Annotated in this window: 17 protein-coding genes; 2 read left to right on the top strand and 15 right to left on the bottom strand. The window is 58.6% G+C overall.

Features of this window, described 5'->3' with window-relative positions; genetic code table 11:
• Positions 1-58: 58 nt before the first annotated feature.
• Complete coding sequence (gene nudI, locus RT120_RS00735; protein ID WP_151603992.1) at positions 59-484, top strand: nucleoside triphosphatase NudI; 426 nt, start codon at positions 59-61, stop codon at positions 482-484.
• Between the two features lies 1 nt (position 485).
• Here nudI and menE read toward each other — a convergent pair whose 3' ends face one another.
• The 8 genes from menE to RT120_RS00695 form a co-directional block, all read right to left on the bottom strand.
• Positions 486-1850, bottom strand: coding sequence for an o-succinylbenzoate--CoA ligase (gene menE / locus RT120_RS00730; protein WP_312978304.1), 1365 nt, complete (start codon positions 1848-1850; stop codon positions 486-488).
• Entirely contained in the window at positions 1847-2812 is a 966-nt protein-coding gene (menC, locus tag RT120_RS00725; protein ID WP_312978302.1) for an o-succinylbenzoate synthase, read from the bottom strand. The genes menE and menC overlap by 4 nt, the downstream gene beginning before the upstream one ends.
• Positions 2812-3669, bottom strand: coding sequence for a 1,4-dihydroxy-2-naphthoyl-CoA synthase (gene menB, locus RT120_RS00720; RefSeq protein ID WP_312978300.1), 858 nt, complete (start codon positions 3667-3669; stop codon positions 2812-2814). The genes menC and menB overlap by 1 nt, the downstream gene beginning before the upstream one ends.
• A gap of 9 nt (positions 3670-3678) precedes the next feature.
• Positions 3679-4449 carry a 2-succinyl-6-hydroxy-2,4-cyclohexadiene-1-carboxylate synthase gene (gene menH, locus RT120_RS00715; RefSeq protein ID WP_312978299.1) on the bottom strand — a complete coding sequence of 257 codons (771 nt, stop codon included), beginning with the start codon at positions 4447-4449 and terminating at the stop codon, positions 3679-3681.
• Positions 4446-6116 (bottom strand): 2-succinyl-5-enolpyruvyl-6-hydroxy-3-cyclohexene-1-carboxylic-acid synthase, encoded by a 1671-nt coding sequence (menD, locus tag RT120_RS00710; RefSeq protein WP_312978298.1) that lies wholly within the window; start codon positions 6114-6116, stop codon positions 4446-4448. Before menD ends, menH begins: the two co-directional genes overlap by 4 nt.
• An 80-nt stretch (positions 6117-6196) precedes the next feature.
• Positions 6197-7483 (bottom strand): isochorismate synthase MenF, encoded by a 1287-nt coding sequence (gene menF, locus RT120_RS00705; protein ID WP_312978296.1) that lies wholly within the window; start codon positions 7481-7483, stop codon positions 6197-6199.
• 115 nt (positions 7484-7598) lie between these two features.
• Positions 7599-7910, bottom strand: coding sequence for a stress response protein ElaB (gene elaB, locus RT120_RS00700; RefSeq protein WP_312978294.1), 312 nt, complete (start codon positions 7908-7910; stop codon positions 7599-7601).
• Positions 7911-7976: 66 nt separating this feature from the next.
• Positions 7977-8426 carry a GNAT family N-acetyltransferase gene (locus tag RT120_RS00695; protein WP_312978292.1) on the bottom strand — a complete coding sequence of 150 codons (450 nt, stop codon included), beginning with the start codon at positions 8424-8426 and terminating at the stop codon, positions 7977-7979.
• A 65-nt stretch (positions 8427-8491) separates the two neighbouring features.
• Here RT120_RS00695 and rnz point away from each other — a divergent pair, with 65 nt between their 5' ends.
• Positions 8492-9406, top strand: coding sequence for a ribonuclease Z (gene rnz, locus RT120_RS00690; RefSeq protein ID WP_312978291.1), 915 nt, complete (start codon positions 8492-8494; stop codon positions 9404-9406).
• Positions 9407-9441: 35 nt separating this feature from the next.
• On the opposite strand, the gene RT120_RS00685 is transcribed toward rnz, so the two are convergent.
• The 7 genes from RT120_RS00685 to nuoI form a co-directional block, all read right to left on the bottom strand.
• On the bottom strand, positions 9442-10971 hold the full coding sequence (locus RT120_RS00685; RefSeq protein ID WP_409515013.1) for a vWA domain-containing protein: 1530 nt from the start codon (positions 10969-10971) through the stop codon (positions 9442-9444).
• A 159-nt stretch (positions 10972-11130) separates the two neighbouring features.
• Positions 11131-12588: an NADH-quinone oxidoreductase subunit NuoN gene (nuoN, locus tag RT120_RS00680; RefSeq protein WP_312978290.1), complete on the bottom strand. Its 1458-nt coding sequence runs from the start codon at positions 12586-12588 to the stop codon at positions 11131-11133.
• 6 nt (positions 12589-12594) lie between these two features.
• A complete protein-coding gene (nuoM, locus tag RT120_RS00675) occupies positions 12595-14124 on the bottom strand; it encodes an NADH-quinone oxidoreductase subunit M (protein ID WP_312978288.1) in 1530 nt (509 codons plus the stop codon).
• A 141-nt stretch (positions 14125-14265) separates the two neighbouring features.
• Positions 14266-16107, bottom strand: coding sequence for an NADH-quinone oxidoreductase subunit L (gene nuoL / locus RT120_RS00670; protein WP_312816028.1), 1842 nt, complete (start codon positions 16105-16107; stop codon positions 14266-14268).
• The gene (gene nuoK, locus RT120_RS00665; protein WP_002463445.1) at positions 16104-16406 is read right to left on the bottom strand and encodes an NADH-quinone oxidoreductase subunit NuoK; all 303 of its coding nucleotides are present in this window, start codon (positions 16404-16406) and stop codon (positions 16104-16106) included. Before nuoK ends, nuoL begins: the two co-directional genes overlap by 4 nt.
• Complete coding sequence (gene nuoJ / locus RT120_RS00660) at positions 16403-16957, bottom strand: NADH-quinone oxidoreductase subunit J (RefSeq protein WP_312978285.1); 555 nt, start codon at positions 16955-16957, stop codon at positions 16403-16405. Before nuoJ ends, nuoK begins: the two co-directional genes overlap by 4 nt.
• 11 nt (positions 16958-16968) lie before the next feature.
• Entirely contained in the window at positions 16969-17511 is a 543-nt protein-coding gene (gene nuoI, locus RT120_RS00655) for an NADH-quinone oxidoreductase subunit NuoI (RefSeq protein WP_125291545.1), read from the bottom strand.
• Between the last annotated feature and the right edge of the window lie 7 nt (positions 17512-17518).

Here is a 17518-nt window from a genome sequence, read left to right as displayed (position 1 = left end):
CCCGCTTTTTCTTTCATCGCGTTACACTCATCCCCTTCTTACGAATAAGGAAATGATCATGCGTCAACGGACTATTGTCTGCCCGCTCATTGAAAATCAGGGTGAGTATCTACTGTGTAAAATGGCCGATAACCGTGGGGTGTTCCCCGGCCAGTGGGCGCTTTCCGGCGGCGGCATGGAGCCCGGCGAAACCATGGAGCAGGCGCTGCGCCGCGAAATCGCCGAAGAGCTGGGCGAGCAGTTGGTTATTTCCCGCGTGACGCCCTGGACGTTCAGCGACGACGTGCGGATGAAAACCTACGCCGACGGCAGCCAGGAAGAGATCTACATGATTTACCTGATTTTTGACTGCGTGGCGGCTAACCGGGATATCGTACTGAACGAGGAGTTTCAGGATCATGCCTGGGTGAAGCCGGAAGATTTCCCGAATTATGATTTAAACGTGGCGACCCGCGCCACGCTGAGTAAGAAAGGGTTGCTCTGATTCAACCGGCATCGCTATTCACCCACTGCTGCAACGCCCGGCGCGAGATTTTAATCCCGCCGTTTTTAAAGCGCGGCGGCAGTGCCAGCCAGCGCACCGGCTGCTGGAAACGTGCCAGCTTGTCGCTGACCCATACCGCAAGGCTGTTGAGATCCAAATCGGCCTCGCCTTCCACTATCGCTACCGGGCGATGCCCAAATTCGCTGTCTGCCAGCGGCACCACAAACACCTGGCTGACCTGCGGATGCGTGGCGATAACCCGTTCCACCTCTTCCGGCTGAATGCCCTCGCCCGCGCTGAAAAACAGATTATCGATTCGGCCCAGCACGGTTAACCGCCCTTCACGAATTTCACCGCGATCGCGGGTCGCGAACCAGCCGTCCTGATTCAGTAGTGGGACGAGGGTTCCATTACACCAGTAGCCGCTGGCGAGGCTGGCGGAGCGCAGCCACACTTCGCCATCGACGATTTTCACTTCGCGTTCCGGCAGCGCCGCGCCGACGTCCGGCAGGCCGTCTGCCCGTTTGGCGCACACGGTGGACGCCGCTTCGGTTAACCCGTAGCCGCACCAGCAGGCAATGCCGCGCTCGGTCGCGGCATCGGTTAACGCCACCGGGATCGCCGCGCCGCCTAATAACACCGCGTTGAGAGTCAGCGGCTGATTATCATTGAGCAAGCGCCACAATTGCGTCGGCACCAGCGAGGCGTGGGTGCAGCCGCGTAGCGCTTCATGCAACGGAACAGATTCGCGCACCGCCAGTTGCCCGCCTGCCAGCAACCAGCGCCAAACAATCCCCTGCCCGGAGACATGAAACAGCGGCAGCGACAGCAGCCAGCAGTCCTCAGGCGAGAACGGGATGGCGGCCAGTACGCCCTGCGCCGAGGCCAGATGCGCCTGGGCGCTATGCACCGCCGCTTTCGGCAAGCCGGTAGAGCCGGAGGTCAACGTCATCGACGCTATCCGGTTCGGCTGCCAGTCACAGGTCACCGCGTCTTCACCCGGCGTAAGCGCCAGCGCGGGAAGGTTGTTGAGTAGCGCATCGCATCCCAGTTCCAGCGCATAATCGATATTCAGCGTGGGCAGCAGTTCCTCAAGCAACGCCGACGGAAGCTGCGGATTGAGCGGTAATACCCGCGCCCCGCACTGCATCAGCGCCAGCCAGGCCAGCACCAGTTGCGGGCTGTTGCGCCCACGTAATGCCACACCCGCACCGTCGCTAATGCCCTGCTGCGCCAGGCCCGCTGCCAGCGCATTCACCTGTTGGCAAAGCTGCCGCCAGGTGAGCGTCTGGTCATTGAGCGCCAGCGCAATCGCCTCACCGCGCCGCTGCGCCCAGTGCTGCCAGGGCCACTGCGTGAAGATCACAACAGCGGTTCCAGCGCGTCCGTGGACCAGACCGGCAGCGCGCTGTCCGGCCAGGACCGCACCAACTGCGCCTGCATCAGCGACAGGGTGTCGAGACCGGGGATAGTGTTGGGCGTCAGCCACGCTGCGATGCGCGCCAGCTGGGTTAACCCGAGGCTGGATTCAATCGAGGAGCTGATGACAGCCGTTAATCCCTGGGCATGGGCCACCGCCACCTGCGCGCGTACGCAATCCAGGCTGCCGGTGAGCGTGGGCTTGATCACCACCGCACTTAAGCCCGGCTCCGCCTGCATCACAAAATCTGCTTCGCGCAGGCTTTCATCCCAGGCGATGGCGATGCCGGTTTCTGCCGCAAAGGCCCGTGATTGCTCGCGGGTTTTACAGGGTTCTTCGAGAAACGCGATGCGCGCCCGGTACTCGGGATTCACGTATTTGGCAAACTGCTGCGCTTTGAGCGGCGTCCATCCCCGGTTGGCGTCGAGACGCAACGACAAATCCGGGATCGCTTCCAGCAGCAGATTGACCACCATGCCGTCGCGTACCGCTTCATACAAGCCAACCTTGATCTTGGCGACTTTCTCGCCCGGCATGGCGCTGAGTAACGCGAACAGCTCGTCCGGGTCGCCGGTACACAGCGGTGCGGCACGGTAATCGGCGGCATCCGGCAGCGCGCCGGTGAGTTCCGCCCGCGCGCAGCTCAGGCCAAACGCCACGGAGGGCAGTTCCGGCAGCGCGGCGTCCCCGCCCTGCCGCCAGGCGTTTAGCCAGGCCAGCGCGGCATCCGTCGCCTGTTCGAGAGATTCAACGCTAAAGCCGGGTAACGGGGCGATTTCGCCCCATCCCTGCACGCCATTCTCTTCCAGGCGCACCAGTAAACCGTCGCGGGTTTTCAGGCGACGGTCGCGAAGCACAACGCCTGCATCCATCGGTACCTGATACCGCCAGAGTTGTGCCTGTCGCATTACGGGTTCCGTTTGAATTTGCTGAAGTCCGGGTGACGTTTCTCGTTAAACGCGTTACGCCCTTCCTGCCCTTCTTCGGTCATATAGAACAGCATGGTGGCGTTACCCGCCAGCTCCTGTAGGCCCGCCTGGCCGTCGCAGTCGGCATTGAGCGCGGCTTTCAGGCAGCGCAGCGCCATCGGGCTGTTTTGCAGCATTTCACGGCACCAGCGCACGGTCTCTTTTTCCAGCTCGGCAACCGGCACCACGGTGTTGACCAGGCCCATATCCAGCGCTTCCTGGGCATTGTACTGACGGCACAGGAACCAGATTTCACGCGCTTTTTTCTGGCCGACAATGCGTGCCATATAGGACGCGCCCCAGCCGCCGTCGAACGAGCCGACTTTCGGGCCGGTTTGGCCGAAGATGGCGTTTTCTGCCGCGATGGTCAGATCGCACATCATGTGCAGCACGTGGCCGCCGCCAATAGAGTAACCCGCCACCATCGCCACTACCGGTTTCGGGCAGGTGCGGATCTGGCGCTGGAAGTCCAGCACGTTGAGGTGGTGAACGCCGGAGTCGTCCTGGTATCCGCCGTAGTCGCCGCGCACTTTCTGGTCGCCGCCGGAGCAGAACGCTTTATCGCCTTCGCCGGTCAGAATGATCACGCCAACGCTGTCGTCATAACGGGCATCCGCCAGCGCCTGGATCATCTCCTTCACGGTAATCGGACGGAATGCATTACGCACCTGCGGGCGGTTGATGGTGATTTTGGCGATCCCTTCCGGCGACTTGTGATAGCGAATATCAGTGTAGCCTTCGGAGCAGTCCTGCCATTCAATCGGGGCGTTCAGCATCTGTTCATCGAGATGGAGCATGGTGATTCCTTAGTCTGGTTGAGGCAAAAGTGGTGACAGGCTTTGCGCGAAGGCCAGCGGCGCTTCGCGATGGGCATTGTGGCCCGCAGCCGTAATCAGGTGACAGGGCACGTTAAGCGTTGTGGCGATGCCACGAAACTTGCTGTCCTGCTCACCGCAAAAATAGATAAAGGGGTGCGGCAACTGGCTGAGTTGCCCGCGTAAATCCGCCTGGCGGCCCAGCGAGGTAGCCTCCAGCATATCGGCCAACGCGTGCGGATTGTTGTGTCTGCGTAGCGCAACCAGTTCTTCACGTGCCGCTGCGCTGAGGGTGGCAAAAACCGGCTGTTGATACCAGGCATTCAGCACCTGTTCGAGGGGCGCTTCACGAAATTGGCTCGCCCAGCGGCTGTCCGACGCGATACGCGCGTCGCGTTCCTGGGGGTCCGTTAATCCTGGATGGCTGCCTTCGACAATCAGCCCCTGCAAACCGGGGCGCGGTTTGCCGCAGGCGTAGTGCATGGCGATGCGCCCGCCCAGCGAATAGCCAATCAGCCAGTACTGGCTAATGGCGTGATGCGCCAGGGTGGCGTCGAGCAGTATGCAGGTCTCATCAAAGCTGGCAACGCGCACATCCGCACTGCCGCCGTGGCCGGGCAAATCGATAAACAGGTGGCCAGGTTCGCTGAACTCAGCGGCCACCTGCTGCCACTCCTGCTGGCTGCCCAGAAAACCGTGCAGCCAGACAAGCCAGGGCTGCGAGGCGGTTTTACCGGGACGCGCGGTCGCATTCAGGATCATGCCTGGCTTACCGCCGCCAGCAGGTTTTGCAGAGTGTGCGTGCCGTCGGTAGAGGGCACGTTAATTTCCACCACGGTGGTGTGAGGCCGCTGCCAGCCTTCGCTCACGGCGGCCTGAAGTTCTTCCCAGGTCGTTGGGTTGCGATAGTCAAGGCCAAACATCGCCGCGCCGTGCTTAAACGACACGTTCTGCGGCATACAGTAAAAGCGCTCACGTTCGCTCACCGGGGTTGGCAATAACGAGAAGATTTGCCCGCCGTTGTTGTTCACCACAATCAGCACCAGCGGCGCAGAAACGTGGCGCAGCAGCGCCAGGGCGTTTAAATCGTACAGCGCGGATAAATCACCCACGATGGCCAGCGTCGGGCGCGCGGTGGCGCGCTGTACCCCGGCGGTGGTGGATATCAGCCCATCAATGCCGCTGGCCCCACGATTGCTCAGCACCGGATAGCTCTGCGGCATCTGCGCCAGCGCGTCCACCAGACGCACCACCAGGCTGTTACCGACGAAGACCTGGCCGTGTTCCGGCAGCAGTTGCGGTAGCCGATGCGCCAGTTGCGCTTCGCCGAATAGCTGGGTGGCGGCTTCGGTAAGTTCCCACGCGGTTTGCGACAGCGCGGTGATATCCCCGGCCCAGGGCGCACGGTGCTCGGCGGGGTGCAGCTCCAGCCACTCGCTGATGCGCGCGGTTAACCGACGCCCCCGGTGATGGGCCGGATCGAGCCGCCCAATCAGGTGATCCACCAGCCAGAACTCCTGCGGCTGGCAGTTGGCCTGCCATTGCAGTAAACGTTTACCGGTCAGGCTGCTGCCGAACTGGATAACAATCTGCGCTTGCGCCAGTAACGCCTGGGCGTGCGGATTCGCCAGCCATAGATCGGCGCAGGGCAGCGGCTGCCCGGTTTGCGACAGGACATCGCTAATCAGCGGCCAGCCCAGGGTTTGCGCCCAGCTTGCCAGCTGTTTGCCCTCTTGCGGCGACATCCGTCCGGCAATGATGACGCCTTTTTTACGCCGCCATGCACCCCAGTCGTGTTGCAGCGTTGCGTGGTGATCTTCCGCTGCCAGCAGCCAGGGTTTATCGTCCTGCCACCAGTCGCCCAGCGACTCCTGCCAGGCGAGACCGGTGTCGTCCAGCTCGCCGTACAGCGGCTCGGCAAACGGACAGTTGATATGTAATGCTCCGCCGCGCTGCTGGCCTAACAGCAAATCAATCGACGACACCAGCCATTTGGCTGGCGTTTCCGGGCTGGGCTTGGGTAAATCCAGCGCGGCGGTGGGATGGGAAGAAAAGATACCTTGCTGGCGGATCGCCTGGTTGGCGCCGCAGTCAATCAGCTCCGGCGGCCGGTCGGCGGTGAGCAGGATCAGCTTTTCGCCGGTCAACCCGGCTTCAATTACCGCTGGATACAGGTTTGCCACCGCCGTGCCGGACGTGACAATCACGGCGACCGGCTCGCCGCTGGCTTTGGCAAGCCCCAGGGCCAGGTGCCCTAATCCACGCTCGTCAAAATGGGTGTGGTGAGTCAGGTTGCGATTATCCGCTGCCGCCAGCGTCAACGGCGTCGAACGCGAGCCAGGCGCAATACAAATATGGCGAACGCCGTGGCGGGTTAAGGCTTCGAGGATCACCGTCGCCCAGCGGCGGTTGAAAGTACTAGTCGACATAAGTTGTCCGGTATCAATTTTGCCGCTTTATTATAAAGCGCGCGACATTCACTGTTTTGATATGGGTCGGGATTCTGGCGTTAGCTCACCAGTAAAGTGCGCAATCCCGCCGCTTTATTGATGATTTCCTGCCACTCTTCGTCAGGCTGCGAACCCGCGACAATACCCGCGCCCGCATACAGCCGCACGGTCTGTTGAGCCACCCGGGCGCAGCGCAGGGCCACACAGAATTCAGTCTGTTTTAGCGAGAGATAGCCTGCGGAACCGGCGTACCATTCGCGCACGAAAGACTCGTGGGCAGCGATAAACTGGCGCGCCGGTTCGCGCGGCAGGCCCGCCACCGCCGCCGTAGGCTGGAGCTGGTGCAGGCAAAGGCTATCGTCGGGCTGGTGGAGTTCGGTCCAGATGCAGCGGCGCAGATGCTGCACTTTGCGCAGCCTGACGATTTGCGGCGGCAGGACATCCAGCGAGCTGACGGCGTTTTGCAGGCGCTGGCAAATATCTTCCACCACCAACATGTTTTCACGCTGGTTTTTATCGTCTTTCATCAGCCATTCACCCAGCGCCTGGGCTTTCGCTTCATCGGGATGATTTGCCACGGTGCCAGCCAGCGCTTCGGTACGCAGGGCACTGTCGATGCGCCGCCACAGGCGCTCAGGGCTGGAGCCTAAAAACGCGTCGTCCGGCGCAAAGGCCATAAAGTAGTGGTAGCAATTAAGATTAACGCGGCGGCTGGCGGCCATAAACGCCGCCGCACTCACCGGGGATGAAAATTGCAGATCGCTGGCGCGGGCCATGACCACTTTTTCGAACTGCCCCGCCGCGATGGCGTCTGTCGCCTGGGTGATGAGCCGGTTCCAGCCCGCGCGTTCGGGGAAATGGCGCTCGCCCACGCAATCAAGCGGCGCATCAGGCAGCGGTTCACCGGGGGTAAGCGACTCAATGAACGCCAGCGCGGCGCGGGCGTCGTCGGCCAGCGAGTGGTCGCTGCACAACGTCAGCGCCAGGGTCACCCCGCCACCGTGACGCCGCCATTCAAGACGCGGCAGAAACAGCGCGCTGCGTTCGGTATCAAAAGCGTTTAATCCCCAGATGCGCAGCGCGGCATCGCGCTGGTTTGCCAGAAACGCCTGGGCGGCATCAAAGGTAGAAAAATGATGGCTGGCCCCTAACGCGGCAACTTCTTCATCGCCATTACGCTGTTGCCAGTAAAACTGCGGATACGTCTGCTGGCTGGCAAGCCACGCAAGCGGGTCGGTTTGGTTCAGGGATACCGGTACAGCGAAACGCCGCACACCGGGAGAGACAGGAAATTCTGCGCGCAATTGTTGCGCGATTTGCTGCAACGCGGTGGAAATGGAATGCACGTGTACCTCGTTTCCCTGAAAAACCCCGCATTATACGTGGTCTGGTGGGTAAACAAAATTACACTAGATGGGGGATATAGCCTCACCCCTGATCTCAGGGGTGAGGAAACGACGTTTAGCGGCGAGCCAGCAGAATACCCAGCACCAGACCGGCGGCGGCGCCGATGCCGATACCTTTCCACGGCTGCTCGTGAACGTAGTCATCCGCGCGGTAAACCGCTTTTTTGGCACGGAAATAATAGTTGTCGGACGCGTTGGATACGCGTGCTTTTACATCATGAAGCGCCTGTTCGGCACGTGCTTTTAGTTCGATGTATTTCTGATCCGCCGGATCGCCCGACGAACGCAGCACTTCCTCTAGCGTTTCGCTAAGCAGTGACAAATCATCATCAATCCGGGTATTGAACTGTTCGTTATTCTGAGTCATCGCTTCTCTCCATCAGGATTTAACACACGTCAGCTAAATATAGACAAGGGAAGCGCTTTTTGCCGCTTATTCTCTGGCCATCCCAATATGCGGAATGCCGTCTTCATCGTAGACGCCAGTGACGGGCGCAAAACCAAAGCGCTGATAAAAAGCCTGCAAATGTGCCTGCGCGCCAAGGTACAACGCCTTGCCAGGCCAGTGCTGGTGGCATGAAGCGAGGGTTTGGCTCATCAACTGCTGACCGAGTTTTTCGCCGCGCAGGCGGGCATCGACAATGACCCGGCCAATCACCACCGGCTCAAAATCATTGTCGCTTTTCAGAATCCTCGCATAAGCCACCAGCCTGCCGTTGCGCCAGCCGAGGATATGGCGGTTCTCTCCCACCAGATCGTCACCATCAACATCCTGATAAGGGCAGGTTTGCTCAACCACAAACACCGCGCAACGCAGTTGCAGTACCGCGTACAGCGTCGGGACATCAAATTCTGAATGGTGAAGATCCTGCCAGTGAATCATGGTGCGCTCCTGAATGGTGCATAATGGTCGTTCTCATACTAAATCATTCATAAGGGAAACGCGGGATGGAATTGACATTTTTAGGTACCTCCGCCGGGGTACCGTGCAAAACCCGCAATGTGACGGCAATGGTGTTTAACCCGATGAATAACCAGCCGCATTACTGGCTATTTGACTGCGGCGAAGGCACTCAACATCAGATGCTGCACACCGCCTTTAATCCCGGCAAGCTCAGTAAGATCTTTATCACCCATCTGCATGGCGATCATATTTTTGGCCTGCCGGGGCTGTTGTGCAGCCGTTCAATGGCGGGTAACGAAAGCCCGCTAACGGTGTATGGGCCAAAAGGTTTACGGCAGTTTATTGAGATGGCGTTGCAGCTTAGCGGCTCCTGGACCGGGTTTCCGCTGGAGATCGTCGAGATTACGGCGGGTGAAGTGTTTTGCGATAGTGAATTTCGCGTGACGGCGTATCCCCTCACCCATCCGATGGAATGCTACGGCTATCGCCTTGAACAGCATGACAAACCCGGCGCGCTTGACGCCGCGCGACTGAAGGCGGAAGGCATTGCGCCCGGCCCATTGTTTCAGCGTTTAAAACGCGGGGAAACCGTTACGCTGGCCGATGGCAGGGTCATCAACGGTGAGGCGTATTTAGGCCCGGCGCAAAAAGGCAAAACCCTGGCGATTTTCGGCGATACCGGACCCGCATCAGATGCCGTCGCGCTGGCGCAGGGTGTGGATTTGATGGTGCATGAAACTACCCTGGAAGCCGCCATGGCGGAAAAAGCCAACAGCCGGGGCCATTCCACCACGGTGCAGGCCGCCGAGGTCGCCAGAGCCGCTGGCGTCGGGCGGTTAGTGATTACCCATTTCAGCTCGCGCTATGATGAAGTGGGCTGTGAAGCGCTGCTGCGCGAGTGCCGGGAAATTTTCCCGAACACCCTCGCCGCTGAAGATTTTATGACGGTGCAGATATAAAAAACCGCCACGAGTGGCGGTTTAGGTTATCAACGTTATTTTGCCAGTTTCCCGGACAGCTTAACCAACTGGATAAATTCAGCCCGGTAGCCATTGCTGTCTTCGCCGCGCGCCGCGCTTGCCCATTGGGCGATTTGCTCCCAGGAAGTGGCGGCAAGGTAGCTGGAGCCGCGTAGTTTTTGCCCCCAGGCAGCCACAGCAGTCTGGAAGCGCATCTCCTGCGAGGCGGAATCAAACGAGGCGTTAAGCTTTGCCGGGGTCACCGGTTCGCTCATTAACCGGCTGTCGCCGCCTTCCGGCGCTTTCCAGCGCAGATTGATAAACGCCAACTCATCAGATTTCCCTTCCACCGGTTTTTGCTTTCCGTAACGCAGCGGGTTAACTGACGGTTTCTGCCCGGATAACGTCAGCTCAAACAGGACCGTAACCCGCTTACCTGCGCCGATATCCCCGGCGTCCACCGCGTCGTTATTGAAATCCTCATCCCGCAACTGGCGTTTTTCATAACCTATCTGACGATACTCGACGACACGCTGTGGATTGAATTCAATTTGCGCTTTGGCATCTTTCGCGACGGTAATCAGCGTCTGGTGCATTTCATCATTAAGCACCTTTTTCGCTTCAGACAGCGAATCGAGATAGCTGTAGTTGCCGTTACCCACGTCGGCGACGTTGACCATCATGGCTTCGTTGAAATTATCGCTACCTACGCCAAGCGTGGAGAGTGTAATCCCGGTGTCGCGCTTCTGTTTAATCAGGGTTTCGAGCTGCTTGTTATCGCTGATCCCGACGTTAAAATCCCCGTCGGTGGCCAGCAGAATGCGGTTCACGCCGCCTTTAATAAAGCCTTTTTCCGCCTGCTGATAGGCCAGGCGAATACCCGCCTCGCCGCTGGTCGCGCCGCTGGCATCCAGCCCCTCAATTGCGTGGCGAAGGGTGGATTTGTCACTGCCGGAGGTAGAAGGCAGCGCCACACGCTCTTCACCGGAATAGGTGACAATCGCCACGCGATCCTGGTCGCGCAATTCATCTACCAGCAGTTTTAATGAGGATTTTATCAGCGGCAGTTTGGCCGGTTCATCCATCGACCCGGACACATCCACCAGGAACACTAAATTGGCGGGCGGCAGTTCGGCGGTTTTGATGTCTTTCGCCTGAATGTTGACCCGCAGCAGCGTGCGTTCACTGTTCCAGGGCGCAGGGGCGAGTTCATAGTCAACCGCAAAGGGCTGGCTGGCAGGGATTGCAACGTAAACGGGTTTCGCGTCTGCGGGGAAATAATTCATCATCTCTTCCACGCGTACCGCATCCGCCGGCGGGTAAATACCTTCATTCAGGAAACGGCGCACATTAGCATAGCTGCCGGTATCCACATCCAGACTAAACGTCGCCAGCGGCTGTTGGCTAACCTGCTTTACCGGGTTGTCGTCGTAGTGCTCATAGCGCGCGGTATTTGCCCTCGGCGCGGGGACAGCCTGGCTCACCATCCTCCCTTGCATTTCATATTGAGGTGAATGAGCAACATAGGGGTTACTGCATCCTGTCACCAGCATTCCCATCACCATTGACCATTTCGCTGCTTTGCTAAACATAAACACTCCTTTGTTAATTGACGATGAAACATACCGCCATGCATCAGAATTCCCTACGATGCTAAATCTGAAAAAAGTTACTCCCATAAAAAAACCGCCAACAAGTGGCGGTTTTGTTCACAACGTTGGCTGTTACATCAGCGGTTCCGCTAACTGCACCAGGCTAATCAGCGGCTGCGGCCATACGCCGAGTACCAGCACCAGCAAGGCGGAGATCAGCACCACGATACCGCCCGCGCTGTACTGCCAGTTAGACGGTGCATCGCGGTTCAGCTGCTGCGGCGCGTTAAGGTACAGGCTCACCGCTACGCGCAGGTAGTAGTAGAGACCGATTGCCGAGCCGACAACCACGGCGGCAACCAGCCACCACAGGCTGTCCTGCACGCCCACCGCCAGCACGTAGAACTTACCGATAAAGCCCAGCGTCATCGGGATACCCGCCAGCGACAGCATCATCACCGTCATTACTGCCGAAAGAATCGGACGATGCCAGAACAGGCCACGGTAGGAGAACAGCGAGTCGGCATCCGGGCCACGGTACGGGCTGGACATCAGGCTCACCACGCCGAATGCGCCGAGGCTGCTGAACAGGTAACCGGCCAGATACACGCCCACGGTTTCCATCGACATCTGGCCGCTTTGCAGCGCAATCAGCGCCACCAGCAGATAGCCCAGATGGGAGATAGAAGAGTAGCCCAACAGACGTTTGATGTTGGTCTGGCTGAGCGCCATCAGGTTACCGAAGATAATCGATACGAACGCGATAATGCCCAGCACCACGCGAATCGCTTCGCTGTCGCCTACCGGCGCGTACAGGAACAGACGCATCACCACGCTGAAGATGGCGATTTTGCTGGCGGTCGCCAGGAAAGTGGAGACCGGCGCAGGCGCGCCCTGGTACACATCCGGCGTCCACAGGTGGAACGGCACCAGAGACAGTTTGAAGCCCAGACCGACGATCATCATCCCCAGGCCCGCCAGCAGCAGCGGCTCGTGCAGCATGTTGTCCGCCAGGCTCTTACCGAGGCTAACAAACGACAGGCTGCCGGATTCCGCATACACCAGCGCCATACCGAACAGCAGGAACGACGAGGCCGCCGCCGACAGAATGGTGTACTTGATGCTCGCTTCCAGCGAACGTTTCTGGCGATATGCATAGCCAATCAGGCCAAACAGCGGCAGAGAGATTAACTCGATACCCAGGAACAGCGAGGCCAGGTGATTGGCGTTAGCCAGCAGAATCCCGCCCAGCGCCGCAATCAACACCAGAAGATAAAACTCTTCTTTGTTGTCGTAATAGCCCTCTAACCACGGGTAGGCGAAGGTACAGGTGGCGAGGCTCGCCAGCAGCACCAGGCCGGTGTAGAACATGGCGTAGCCGTCAACGCGCATCAGCGGCGTGACGTCCATCGCCCCCGCCTGGCCGACAAACCAGAGAGAGATTAACGCGGCGTTCAGGCCAATCACCGAAATGGTGGCATTCACAAAGTGGTTGCGTCGCCACGCAATGGAGAGCATCACCACCACTACCGTAAAGCCCACGACGAGCAGCGGTAGCAGCGCGATCAGTTGTTGTGGAGTTATTGTCATGGCGAATTACGGCCTTGTAGTAGAAGCAGAATTAACAAACCACTGCTGGATATTGCCCATAGCAGCGTGCGAGGTATCCAGAATCGGCTGCGGATAGAAGCCAAGCAGCACTAACAGCGCCACCAGCAACAGAATAATAAACAGCTCGCGCAGTGACATCCCTGGGAGATCCTGGTTGCTCAACTGGCTTTTCGCTTTACCGAAGTAAGCGCGATGCAGCATCGCCAGCGAGTAAACCGACGCAAACACCAGACCGAAGGTGGAAATCACGGTGATCACCGGCACGACCTGGAAGCTGCCGAACAGGATCATGAATTCACCGACGAAGTTACCGGTACCCGGCATACCCAGAGTGGCGACCGCGAAGAACATCGACAGCGCAGGCAGCCATTTAATTTTGCTCCACAGACCGCCCATCATCCGCATATCACGGGTGTGCAGGCGTTCGTACAGTTGGCCGCAGAGAATAAACAGACCCGCCGCCGACAGACCGTGGGCGATCATCTGGATCACCGCGCCCTGGTAAGCAAGCTGGCTGCCGGTATAGATGGCAATCAGCACGAAACCCATATGGGAAACGGAGGTGTAAGCGATCAGGCGTTTGATGTCGTACTGGGTAAAGGCCATCCACGCGCCGTAGAAAATGCCGATCACGCCCAGCCACATGGCGATAGGCGCAAACTCCGCAGACGCGTTCGGGAACAGCGGCAGCGAGAAGCGCAGCAGACCATAGGCCGCGGTTTTCAGCAAAATCCCCGCCAGGTCGACAGAACCGGCCGTCGGTGCCTGGGAGTGCGCATCCGGCAACCAGCCGTGGAGCGGCACCACCGGCATTTTCACCGCGAAGGCGATGAAGAAGCCAAGCATCAGCAGCCATTCAACGTTATGAGACATCGGCGTGTTCAGCAGTTGCTCGTAGTTGAAGGTCCAGACGTCGGTCGCGTTGTAGTGCACAAACACCAGCGCCAGGATGGCGATCAGCATCACCAGGCCGCTTGCCTGGGTGTAGATAAAGAATTTGGTGGCCGCCGTGATACGCGTTTTACCGTCAGAGGCTTTATGCCCCCACAGCGCGATCAGGAAGTACATCGGCACCAGCATCATTTCCCAGAAGAAGAAGAACAGGAACATATCGATGGCAAGGAACACACCGATGACGCCGCCCAGGATCCACATCAGGTTAAGGTGGAAGAAGCCCTGATATTTCTCGATTTCATTCCAGGAACAGAGCACAGCCAGCACGCCCAGCAGACCGGTCAGCACCACCATCAGCAGTGAGAGACCGTCAATCGCCAGGTGAATGGTGATCCCGAAGCGGGGGATCCACTGCATCACAAACTCAGACTGCCACTGCGGCAGGCCTGCTGCTTGCGTTAATCCGTAACCCCCCTGCAACCACAGTTGCAAAGAGAGCGCCAGCGTCAATCCCATAGTGATCAGCGCAATCCAGCGCGGCACCTTCACGCCGAAGCGTTCGGTCTGCCAGCACAGAAAGCCGCCGATAAAGGGAATTAATATCAACCAAGGCAATAACATAGCTAAGTATGTCCCTTATTTTTACTCCTGCTCAGGCTATCTGACCTGCCGATAAAGCCTGTACTTCAGGAAAGTAATCTTAATTTATTCTTAGTTCACAGGCCCGGCATGACGCCGGGCATATTCACACAGCCAACAAACTCAACGCAACACCATCAGCAGGCCGAGAACCACGACCGCACCAATGCTCATTGACGCTACATACCAGCGCAGGTAACCGTTCTCGCTAAACAGCAGGCCTTTACCTGCAAAGCGCGACAGCACCGCCGGCGTGTTCATCAACGCGTTCAGCGGATCGCGCTTAATCAGCCAGGCGATACCGAGGAACGGTTTTACGAAGATCATGTCGTACAGCCAGTCAAAGCCCCAGGCGTTATACCACCAGGTACCCAGCAGACGGCCTGGCGCGCTGTTGGCGATGGACGTCACCAGCGTGCGTTTGCCCAGCCACAGCCACGCGGCAATCACGATGCCCGCAATAGCGACCACGCCGGAAGCAATTTCCAGGGTCAGCATGCGGCCATGTTCAAGCTCGGTGGTATCCGGCAGTACGCCCTGTAGCGGCGGCACAATCAGCGCACCGATGAAGGTCGACAGAACCAGCAGTACGATCAGCGGCAGATGATGGGTAATCCCCTTCCCTGCGTGAGCGTGAATTTGCTCTTTGCCGTGGAACACGATGAAAATCATACGGAAGGTATACAGCGAGGTCATAAACGCCCCCGCCAGACCGGCGATCATCAGATTGATATGACCGTTAGCCATGGCACCCGCCAGAATTTCGTCCTTACTGAAGAAGCCTGCGGTAATCATCGGCAGAGCCGCCAGCGCCGCGCCGCCTACCAGGAAGCAGGCATAAACCAGCGGTATCGACTTACGCAGCCCCCCCATTTTGAAGATGTTCTGTTCGTGGTGGCAGGCCAGGATCACCGAACCGGATGACAGGAAAAGCAACGCTTTGAAGAACGCGTGCGTCATCAGGTGGAAAATCGCCGCATCCCACGCCTGTACGCCCAGCGCCAGGAACATGTAGCCAATCTGGCTCATGGTAGAGTAAGCGAGTACGCGTTTGATGTCGGTCTGCACCAGCGCTGCAAAACCAGCCAGCACCAGGGTTACCGCACCCACGATACCCACCAGATGCAGCACTTCCGGGGTCAGCAGGAACAGGCCATGAGTACGGGCGATCAGGTAGACGCCTGCGGTTACCATGGTCGCGGCGTGGATCAGCGCGGAGACCGGCGTCGGGCCAGCCATCGCGTCCGCAAGCCAGGTCTGCAACGGCAGCTGCGCCGATTTACCCACCGCGCCGCCCAGTAGCATTAGCGTCGCCCACTGGATCATGGTGTTGCCGTCAGCGAAGTGCTGCGGAGCCAGCTCTACCATCTCGCGGAAGTTCAGGGTGCCCAGCTCGTTGTAGAGGATGAACAGCGCAAACGCGAGGAATACGTCACCGACACGGGTTACCACGAAGGCTTTCATCGCCGCCGCGCCGTTTTTCGGATCGGTGTAGTAGAAGCCGATCAGCAGGTAGGAGCACAGGCCCACGCCTTCCCAGCCGAGGTACATCAACAGCAGGTTATCGGCCAGCACCAAAATAACCATGCTGGCGATAAACAGATTGGTGTACGCAAAGAAGCGCGAATAGCCCTCTTCACCGCGCATGTACCACGACGCGAACATGTGGATCAGGAAACCGACGCCGGTCACCACAGACAGCATGGTCAGTGACAGCCCGTCCAGCACCAGATTAAAGCCGATGTTGAAATCACCGACCGCCATCCAGGTCCAGAGCGGCTGAACGAACGGCTCGCGGCCGCTGTTCAGGAAATCGATACCTGCATACGCCGTGACCAGCGCGGCCAGGCCCACAGAGCCCATGCCGATGGTGGCAGATAAATTCTCAGACCAGCGTCCGCGCGAGAACGCCAGCAGTACATAGCCAATCAATGGCAGAAAAATGGTTAACCAAAGGAGGTTCATCCACGCATCTCACTTACTGAATCGATATTCAGATTCTGGCGGCGACGATGGAGCTGTAGCAACAGCGCCAGGCCAATACTGGCTTCTGCGGCAGCCAGGCTGATAGCCAGGATGTACATCACCTGCCCGTCCGTCTGCCCCCAATAGCTTCCCGCGACGACAAACGCCAGCGCAGCAGCATTGATCATGATTTCCAGTCCAATCAGCATAAACAGCAGATTGCGACGGATGACCAGGCCCGTCAGCCCAAGCACAAACAATATGGCCGCGAGGATCAGCCCGTGTTGTAAGGGGATCATGCGTGCTCCTCCGATTTTCTTTTCGCCCGGTCTTCAGGACGGTTGCTCAGCACTTCGCCAGGACGATCTTCGCGCCCAACGTGGAAGGCGACAACCAGGCCCGCCAACAGCAGCATAGAGGCCAGCTCAACCGCCAGAACGTAAGGACCAAACAGCGTAATCCCCACTGCTTTGGCAAACACCGGCGTACCGTCGATACCCTGATCGTTAACGCTCGTGATGGCGTAAACCAGCACCGCCAGCAGTACGGCGGACAGCAGGCCCGGACCAATCCACACCTGCGGTTTCAGCCACTGGCGTTCCTGTTCGATCTCGGAGCCGCCAAGGTTGAGCATCATCACCACGAACACGAACAGCACCATGATGGCGCCCGCGTAAACGATGATTTCCAGCGCACCGGCAAAGTAAGCGCCCAGCGAAAAAAACACGCCCGAAATCGCCAGCAGCGAAATGATCAGATACAGCAGCGCGTGTACCGGATTGGTGTGCGTGATAACCCGTAAGGTGGCGAGTATTGCCACAAGGGCACATATGTAAAACGCGAATTCCATTGCCACTCTCCTTACGGTAACAGGCTCTTGACGTCGATAGGCTTGGCTTCGTTCTCTGCTTCGCCTTTGTCTTTTCCGTCGATTGCCATTCCTGCCATCCGGTAGAAGTTATATTCCGGGTATTTGCCCGGACCGGAAATCAGCAGATCCTCTTTCTCGTACACCAGATCCTGACGTTTAAACTCGCCCATTTCGAAATCCGGCGTCAGTTGGATTGCGGTGGTTGGGCAGGCCTCTTCACACATGCCGCAGAAAATGCAGCGTGAGAAGTTGATGCGGAAAAATTCCGGATACCAGCGGCCATCCACGGTTTCTGCTTTTTGCAGCGAGATACAGCCTACCGGGCAGGCTACCGCACACAGGTTACAGGCAACGCAGCGCTCGGAACCGTCCGGGTCGCGCGTCAGTACGATACGGCCACGGTAGCGCGGCGGCAGATAAACCGGCTCTTCCGGATACATGCGGGTTTCGCGTTTGGCAAAGGCGTGCAAGCCAATCATCCAGATACTACGGACCTGGGTGCCGAAACCCACCACTATGTCTTTCAATGTCATGGTTTTT

This window comes from Atlantibacter sp., assembly GCF_032062175.1.
Taxonomy (GTDB): domain Bacteria; phylum Pseudomonadota; class Gammaproteobacteria; order Enterobacterales; family Enterobacteriaceae; genus Atlantibacter.
Note: the sequence above shows the minus strand (reverse complement) of the source record. Positions and strands in the feature narration are given on the sequence as shown.

Coding starts and splice junctions, on each gene's coding strand:
- menC (WP_312978302.1), bottom strand. CDS start 2,812: ATGCGACAGGCACAACTCTGGCGGTATCAGGTACCGATGGATGCAGGC.
- nuoL (WP_312816028.1), bottom strand. CDS start 16,107: ATGAACCTCCTTTGGTTAACCATTTTTCTGCCATTGATTGGCTATGTA.
- nuoN (WP_312978290.1), bottom strand. CDS start 12,588: ATGACAATAACTCCACAACAACTGATCGCGCTGCTACCGCTGCTCGTC.
- elaB (WP_312978294.1), bottom strand. CDS start 7,910: ATGACTCAGAATAACGAACAGTTCAATACCCGGATTGATGATGATTTG.
- menD (WP_312978298.1), bottom strand. CDS start 6,116: ATGTCGACTAGTACTTTCAACCGCCGCTGGGCGACGGTGATCCTCGAA.
- rnz (WP_312978291.1), top strand. CDS start 8,492: ATGGAATTGACATTTTTAGGTACCTCCGCCGGGGTACCGTGCAAAACC.
- nuoM (WP_312978288.1), bottom strand. CDS start 14,124: ATGTTATTGCCTTGGTTGATATTAATTCCCTTTATCGGCGGCTTTCTG.
- nuoJ (WP_312978285.1), bottom strand. CDS start 16,957: ATGGAATTCGCGTTTTACATATGTGCCCTTGTGGCAATACTCGCCACC.
- RT120_RS00685 (WP_409515013.1), bottom strand. CDS start 10,971: ATGGTGATGGGAATGCTGGTGACAGGATGCAGTAACCCCTATGTTGCT.
- nuoK (WP_002463445.1), bottom strand. CDS start 16,406: ATGATCCCCTTACAACACGGGCTGATCCTCGCGGCCATATTGTTTGTG.
- menB (WP_312978300.1), bottom strand. CDS start 3,669: ATGCTCCATCTCGATGAACAGATGCTGAACGCCCCGATTGAATGGCAG.
- nudI (WP_151603992.1), top strand. CDS start 59: ATGCGTCAACGGACTATTGTCTGCCCGCTCATTGAAAATCAGGGTGAG.
- menH (WP_312978299.1), bottom strand. CDS start 4,449: ATGATCCTGAATGCGACCGCGCGTCCCGGTAAAACCGCCTCGCAGCCC.
- nuoI (WP_125291545.1), bottom strand. CDS start 17,511: ATGACATTGAAAGACATAGTGGTGGGTTTCGGCACCCAGGTCCGTAGT.
- RT120_RS00695 (WP_312978292.1), bottom strand. CDS start 8,426: ATGATTCACTGGCAGGATCTTCACCATTCAGAATTTGATGTCCCGACG.